7 protein-coding genes, 1 pseudogene and 1 riboswitch are annotated in these 5,900 nt (G+C 36.3%); of the genes and pseudogenes, 1 reads left to right on the top strand and 7 read right to left on the bottom strand.

Annotated features, from left to right (window positions below; genetic code table 11):
• Positions 1-102 precede the first annotated feature (102 nt).
• The 6 genes from COO03_RS20790 to COO03_RS20765 form a co-directional block, all read right to left on the bottom strand.
• The gene (locus tag COO03_RS20790; RefSeq protein ID WP_097898965.1) at positions 103-969 is read right to left on the bottom strand and encodes a 5'-3' exonuclease; all 867 of its coding nucleotides are present in this window, start codon (positions 967-969) and stop codon (positions 103-105) included.
• A 134-nt stretch (positions 970-1,103) separates the two neighbouring features.
• Positions 1,104-1,835 carry a P-type ATPase gene (locus tag COO03_RS20785; protein ID WP_097898964.1) on the bottom strand — a complete coding sequence of 244 codons (732 nt, stop codon included), beginning with the start codon at positions 1,833-1,835 and terminating at the stop codon, positions 1,104-1,106.
• Between the two features lie 380 nt (positions 1,836-2,215).
• A riboswitch (M-box (ykoK) riboswitch) is annotated at positions 2,216-2,379 on the bottom strand.
• A gap of 311 nt (positions 2,380-2,690) precedes the next feature.
• Positions 2,691-2,873 (bottom strand): tyrosine-protein phosphatase, encoded by a 183-nt coding sequence (locus tag COO03_RS20780; protein ID WP_230322564.1) that lies wholly within the window; start codon positions 2,871-2,873, stop codon positions 2,691-2,693.
• Positions 2,874-2,912: 39 nt separating this feature from the next.
• Positions 2,913-3,299 (bottom strand): DUF350 domain-containing protein, encoded by a 387-nt coding sequence (locus tag COO03_RS20775; protein WP_097898963.1) that lies wholly within the window; start codon positions 3,297-3,299, stop codon positions 2,913-2,915.
• Positions 3,296-4,528 (bottom strand): glutathionylspermidine synthase family protein, encoded by a 1,233-nt coding sequence (locus COO03_RS20770; protein WP_097898962.1) that lies wholly within the window; start codon positions 4,526-4,528, stop codon positions 3,296-3,298. Before COO03_RS20770 ends, COO03_RS20775 begins: the two co-directional genes overlap by 4 nt.
• Positions 4,529-4,531: 3 nt before the next feature.
• Positions 4,532-4,843, bottom strand: a complete 312-nt coding sequence (locus COO03_RS20765) for a hypothetical protein (protein WP_097898961.1) — start codon at positions 4,841-4,843, stop codon at positions 4,532-4,534.
• Positions 4,844-4,924: 81 nt separating this feature from the next.
• Here COO03_RS20765 and COO03_RS20760 point away from each other — a divergent pair, with 81 nt between their 5' ends.
• Positions 4,925-5,374: a hypothetical protein gene (locus tag COO03_RS20760; RefSeq protein ID WP_097898960.1), complete on the top strand. Its 450-nt coding sequence runs from the start codon at positions 4,925-4,927 to the stop codon at positions 5,372-5,374.
• 280 nt (positions 5,375-5,654) lie between these two features.
• On the opposite strand, the pseudogene COO03_RS20755 reads toward COO03_RS20760, so the two are convergent.
• Positions 5,655-5,900, bottom strand: a pseudogene (locus tag COO03_RS20755) (IS200/IS605 family accessory protein TnpB-related protein); the annotation flags it as partial.

Genomic DNA, 5,900 nt, shown 5'->3' with positions numbered 1-5,900 from the left:
GCATGTGGCAGAAAAAGGCTGTGGCCGCTTCTATGCATGAATAGATACTCTCTTCCACCTAAAAGAGGGGTTTTATGTTTTTTAATAAATGTATATATTTTTTTATAACATATTTATAAATATTTCAGGTCTTCCCCAGTTCATTTGCGCACAAACAAATCGTATTTTCTCTTCATCAATTGTATGCAGACCCTCTTCTAGTAAACATGAAATTGGAACTTCACAATGAATTTTCGCCAATTGTAATGATACATTTAAGTTCTCTAAATCACTTTCAATTTTTGTACGTTGTGCTTTTGTTAATGATGCTATGTTTTCTAATACTGCCGATACTGTTCCGTGTTCTTGAATGAGCTTATATGCCGTCTTTTCACCAATTCCTTTTACACCTGGATAGTTATCACTTGTGTCTCCCATAAACGCTTTCGCATGGACGATTTGCCAAGGTTCCACTCCTTTTTCTTCCATAATCTTCTCAGGAGTATAATACTCATAGTTTCCGATTCCCTTACGAAGAAGCATGACCGTAACATTTGTATCGACAAGTTGTAGTAAATCAGTATCCCCTGTTAAGATATATACTTCCGCTTCATTACAATATTCTTCTGCTAACGTACCAATGCAGTCATCAGCCTCATAGCCTTTCATACCAATTACAGGAATAGATAGCTTTGATGTCATGTCTTGCACTAAATCAAATTGTGGAATTAGCTCTTCTGGTGGTGCTGGGCGGTTTGCTTTATAATTTGAGAACGATTCCGTTCGAAATGTGGTACTTCCCATATCCCAGCACGTTACAATATGCGTCGGTTCAATTGCTTGCGCTGCTGTTAATAAGTGTTTCATATAACCATGAATCCCATTTGTTGGGGTACCATCTTGTCGTTTCATAAATTGTCCATACACACTTGTTGCGTAAAAAGCACGAAATAATAGTGCCATACCATCAACTAACAATACTTTTTTCATAATTCCTCTCCTACTAACAAAAAATAATAACCTCACGTCATCACGTAAGGTTATATGAATAGATTACCATTCTACGTCTCTGTTCAACTTTATCTATTATACAATGTTTTAATATATTTAGCACCATTAACGGTTCAATGTGTTTGGCCACAGCACGTATGAAGTAATCCAGAATACGTATTTTTACCTGTTGAAACGACCACAGCCTTCGCAGTTCCATTTACAATATGTGTGCCTTGAAAACATACATTTTCAAGTTGAAGTGGATTGTAATCTTTCATGCGTTTTAATGGCATAAAACGCTTGCGTTCCAGATGATAACAGCTTTCGAATTTCTCAACATTCGTTTCTTCTCCTGTTAGCATCGACTCATTTACTAACAAATCTTCTGCATAAATAATACGTACATCAGCTGGAACGATATCACCTGCTGAAAGAAAAACCATATCTCCGGGAACAAGTTCTTCAACTGGGAGTTTCATTATTTTCGCTTCATTATTCATCCCTGCAGTTGTACATCCTTCTACTCTAGAAACAGTTACCGTTACAATCTCACACTGATTTTCATTATGAACACGTTGCTTTGCAAATCCAGGAATCATTCCGCCTAGTTTCATCATTACATCAGAAAGGATTGCTCGTTTTGAAGATAATTCATTTTTTCCGTACACATGAATGCGTTTTTGCGCTTCTTTCATAGAAAGACCATCTCTTGTTGTTTTAAAATAAGCAAATACAGATTTTACATCTCTTGTTGCAATTTCAATTAACAAGTCTTTATTTTGTTTTAACATAGATTGTTCTTTCATCACTTTTTTATTTTGTTTATGAGACATGTTACCCACAAGTTTGTTTACATATAACATATTATCGTCTCCTCCTTTACAACATAGGAAGAAACGCTTTGTTTCTCAATTTATCTCACTTTAACACTTTATGTATTTCTATGTCCTGTTAAAGTGTTCCACGTTCAATTTATCACTATAAAATTGAACGTTATCTTATGATAAATATAGAGGGAGGAACAAGTCGTTTCCTGCCTACATCATATATTTTTGTTTCGAAGTATATGGGTAACGGAACCGAGTCAGAATTTGACATGCTCCTCACCTCCTCTTTCATTTTTTAGTCAATATTTATACTATGAGAATTCTCAAAGCTTGTTAATAAAAAGACCTCTACTCCTAAACGAGTAAAGGTCATTACATACATAAATAAACGATTCCTAATAAACATAGGAATCTACGAACCTCTCCCTCGCCGAGTTTTAGCACTGTATAGCATAGGTGTGTTACCAGCTACGTTAAGAAAAACCTTAATTCGATCATTCCTGTTGACCCATTGGCGTCTCTCGACATTTTTGGGCAGTAGCATTTCTCTATACAGGAGCCTCACCTAACAGAGACTTATTTTTTTATTATATAGAAAATGTTACTCTTATTTAAAATAGATGTCAACACTTTGAATTCAAACTTTTCCTTATTACAGCAAGTATTTCCTAGAAAATGATTTATATATACATCAATTAAAAACCGACATAAAATCCCTCTTTTTAGGTGGGAGAGAGCATCTATTCATGCATAGAAGCGGTCAGGGCTTTTTTCTACCACATGCGGAGTGAAAACAGAAAGAGCAAACGAGTGTAGGTCACTTTGCATTCTGCATAGCAGGGATTTAGATGTCGAAAAATTAAAATGGATTTATATAGACCAGGAACACTCTTATTCTAATACTAATTGTTTAAGGTTTCGTATGTTCTTTTTCTCAAGGTGACAAGCTTGAAGAAGATACGCTTCAACATCTCCATACTTTTCTATAATTTCATCATAAACTTCATCTAAATATTCAAAGCGAACTTCTAACATAGGCTTGATCCGCTCTGGTGAGACTTGAAATAAACTCATTCACCTAATAAAAACCTTACATATAAAACGTGAGGTTTTTCAATATGTTAAACATCCAGCGATCACAATTCCGATAGAAATTGATAAAAACATTAGGAAAAGTCCGACGGCCTGGTTATCTTCTTCGATGCTTTGATTGATGTTAAAACGCGGTGTGAACCATTCGGCTAAATAAAACACAACAATTTGTGCTAAAACTCCAATCACTCCCCATAAAACCATATCCATTAGTGAAACAGAATGAGCAGCAGTCGAATACAAGACGATAGCAAGACCAAGAAGTCTTCCTCCAAGTGCGTAGCTTGCTGCTCGATTCCCTTTAGCCATTAACGAAAATTCTTTCACTTTTGTTGTCACTTCCATAAGAAACAGACCGATACATAGAAGACCGAGTGAAACCGCTAAATAAAGTAAAAAATTCATCATTTATAATCCTCCTTCTTAATCCCTACAGGTAAATAATAAGATTCATTCCCCGTAATTTTTTCGCCAGCACGTATACCGATACTACTTGGTTTTCCAGCAATTAAAAACGATCCAAACACATACGACAGCTCCTCGTTTCCTTTTTCAGTCTCAAGAGAAACAACTGGCAGCTTTATATACTTTTGAAAGACAGGCAGTTCTTTTTTATACGTTTGATATGAATTTTGCATTACAATATTCGTGTCTTTGTCACGAATTGTAACCGTGTCACCTTCTCTGCCGAACGAAGGTTTTTGAACAAAAGAACTTTTTCCTAAAAATAGATCTGGTTCTAAGTAAGTAGGAAGCATATATTCCTTAATCCATTGTCTTTCCTCATTTGTATAAAAAGCGCCTATCTCAGCTAATCCCCAAATCAAACATTGAATCGATTTCGGCTGAAGTAAAAAGGATGAAACAGGATTTATAATAAAAAGTTTTCCTTCCTTTACAAGTTGCAGTAACTCAATCCCTACAAAATCTCCGGTTTTAGGATCCCAGTCCTCAACCAAATCTTCAATAGGATATGTTTGGCGATACAAAATATCAATTGGCACACCGTCACTATCGACCAAGGCATCGTCAGTAATTCTAAGTTCTGACATTGACACCATTTTACTTTTAACCTGACATAGCTGACTCAAATACATAGTAGTATTCCAATCTTCTATATGTTCATGATGGGCCGTGAAGACAACGTTTGGCATTTCTATTCCTTTAGCAGCCTCCATTACAGCTTTTGTGATACCAGAAGAAAGAAGACGTTCCTGATTCTCGTTTGGGTCATGATAATTTAATTCTTTGCATACTTTTCCATTCATTTGAAAGCATTCCATGATGAATGTTGGGGTATCACTATTAAATTCAAGCATTTTGATACCGCCATCCGTCAAAGCAAAATCAAACCGTGAAATAACGGATTCAGGAAACAGAGATTTCATTCTGATAAAAGGCAGACTTGAAGATGGAAAACCAAGTTCAAGAAGCTGATTATCCGGCAAAGTCCTAAGAAGCCTAGCAGTCTTAAAAAATACTTTTCCCATTCGTTCTGTTGCTAATTGCAAATGCTTAATCGTTTGCTTTGTTATTTCAAAAACATGAAAAAGGCTATACTCACTCCCGTATAAGTCAGGCCAAAAGTGAGGAAATCTTGAATAAAATTGACTTCGTTCCTTTATGTAAAAAGACATGATTTAACCTCCGGATCCGCCCTTTGAACCGCTTCCAATTCCCCCTTTAAAATTAGACGAAGCTTGATAGGACTTAAATTCAGATGAATTTTTGAAAGTTGATTTATTTTGATAATAGTTACCACTGTAATAATAATGTCCATGATAACTTGAATGGTTGTCATCACATCGCCACACCCCAAGTTCATCATCCCAATCCCAATCAGAACAGCTCTTATCATTCGGTTTTGGAGGGAGATCTTTTGTACAGCCGGATAAAGTGCTGGCCATTAAAGAAGTAAGAACACCTGTTACTAACCATTTCGTTTTTGTCACCTTCCCACACTCCTTATAGATTATATTTTTATTATAAAAGAATTAATGATAAAGTAGAAGAAAAAGGAAGAGGGATTACTATTGCGGTTAGAATATCGGCTCAATGATGAAGCTAAACAATATCCTGCTTTATGGAACTATCCGGATATTTCTATCGCTGAAACTGTCGCAAGGATGACTTGTGAGTATTTCATTAAAGAGGGGGATTCGTATGTCGTAACAGCGACCGCGATGGACCCTGACGGAACAGCAGTATTATATGTCCAAAAAGAAAAATTCTTCGATGATTCGTCTGAAACTACATATTCTCATATAGGTTTTGAGATTAGAGAACTCCAAGGAGCAAATTCGATTTTGATAGAAAGTAAAGATGTATGGAATCATGACGAAATCTTAACGTATCTCCATTCAGATATTTTGTACGTTCAAAAGGGCGGAATTTTCCGGGAATTCACCTTAGACTCAAGAGAGATTGATGAAGACCGAAAGTGCTATGTTTATTATGGAGAATTTACAGGTGAATGCAGATAACATTGAACTACCCCCACCTACCTCTACATGAGCTTGAGGTAGGTGGGGGATTCTACTGCAAAAACACTTCCTCTCGTTCAACAAAAAGGATACAACGATTTAGAAATTCAGTAGTGTCCTTAGGCAAGACGACCTCTTTCTGTCTTCTGAGGAAAACAGAAAAGGTATAGCCACTTTCTTCCTATATCGAGGAGAAGACCACCTTGTCATGCATCCAGTTTCTAGACCTGTTATCTGCTCTGGTAACAAACGTAAGAGACTGGGACAAGGAGTTCTTTTTTCATGATACAAACATTTTTGCTAGTTTTTTCTTTTCATCTTCAAGTAAGTCTAATCGCTCGATTTGTAATGCCTCTTTCGGCTGATTCACATCATATAACTGATAGAAATGATGGGTACGAATATCCAGTCGATTGTGTAATTGATGCCAATGACTCCAGTGGTGTGCTTCTTTCTTTAGAATATAAGGCTGAAGCACTTGAGGTACTTTTTCTTTACACCCTAATCCACGACGCCCAATCGTAAA

The sequence above is a fragment of the Bacillus sp. AFS098217 genome, from assembly GCF_002551815.1.
Classification (GTDB): domain Bacteria; phylum Bacillota; class Bacilli; order Bacillales; family Bacillaceae_G; genus Bacillus_A.
This window is presented reverse-complemented; position numbering and strand designations above follow the sequence as displayed.

What these genes read in the sequence shown, in the direction of transcription:
- COO03_RS20770 (WP_097898962.1), bottom strand. Translation starts at nt 4,528, where the DNA reads ATGTCTTTTTACATAAAGGAACGAAGTCAATTTTATTCAAGATTTCCT.
- COO03_RS20780 (WP_230322564.1), bottom strand. Translation starts at nt 2,873, where the DNA reads ATGAGTTTATTTCAAGTCTCACCAGAGCGGATCAAGCCTATGTTAGAA.
- COO03_RS20775 (WP_097898963.1), bottom strand. Translation starts at nt 3,299, where the DNA reads ATGATGAATTTTTTACTTTATTTAGCGGTTTCACTCGGTCTTCTATGT.
- COO03_RS20785 (WP_097898964.1), bottom strand. Translation starts at nt 1,835, where the DNA reads ATGTTATATGTAAACAAACTTGTGGGTAACATGTCTCATAAACAAAAT.
- COO03_RS20790 (WP_097898965.1), bottom strand. Translation starts at nt 969, where the DNA reads ATGAAAAAAGTATTGTTAGTTGATGGTATGGCACTATTATTTCGTGCT.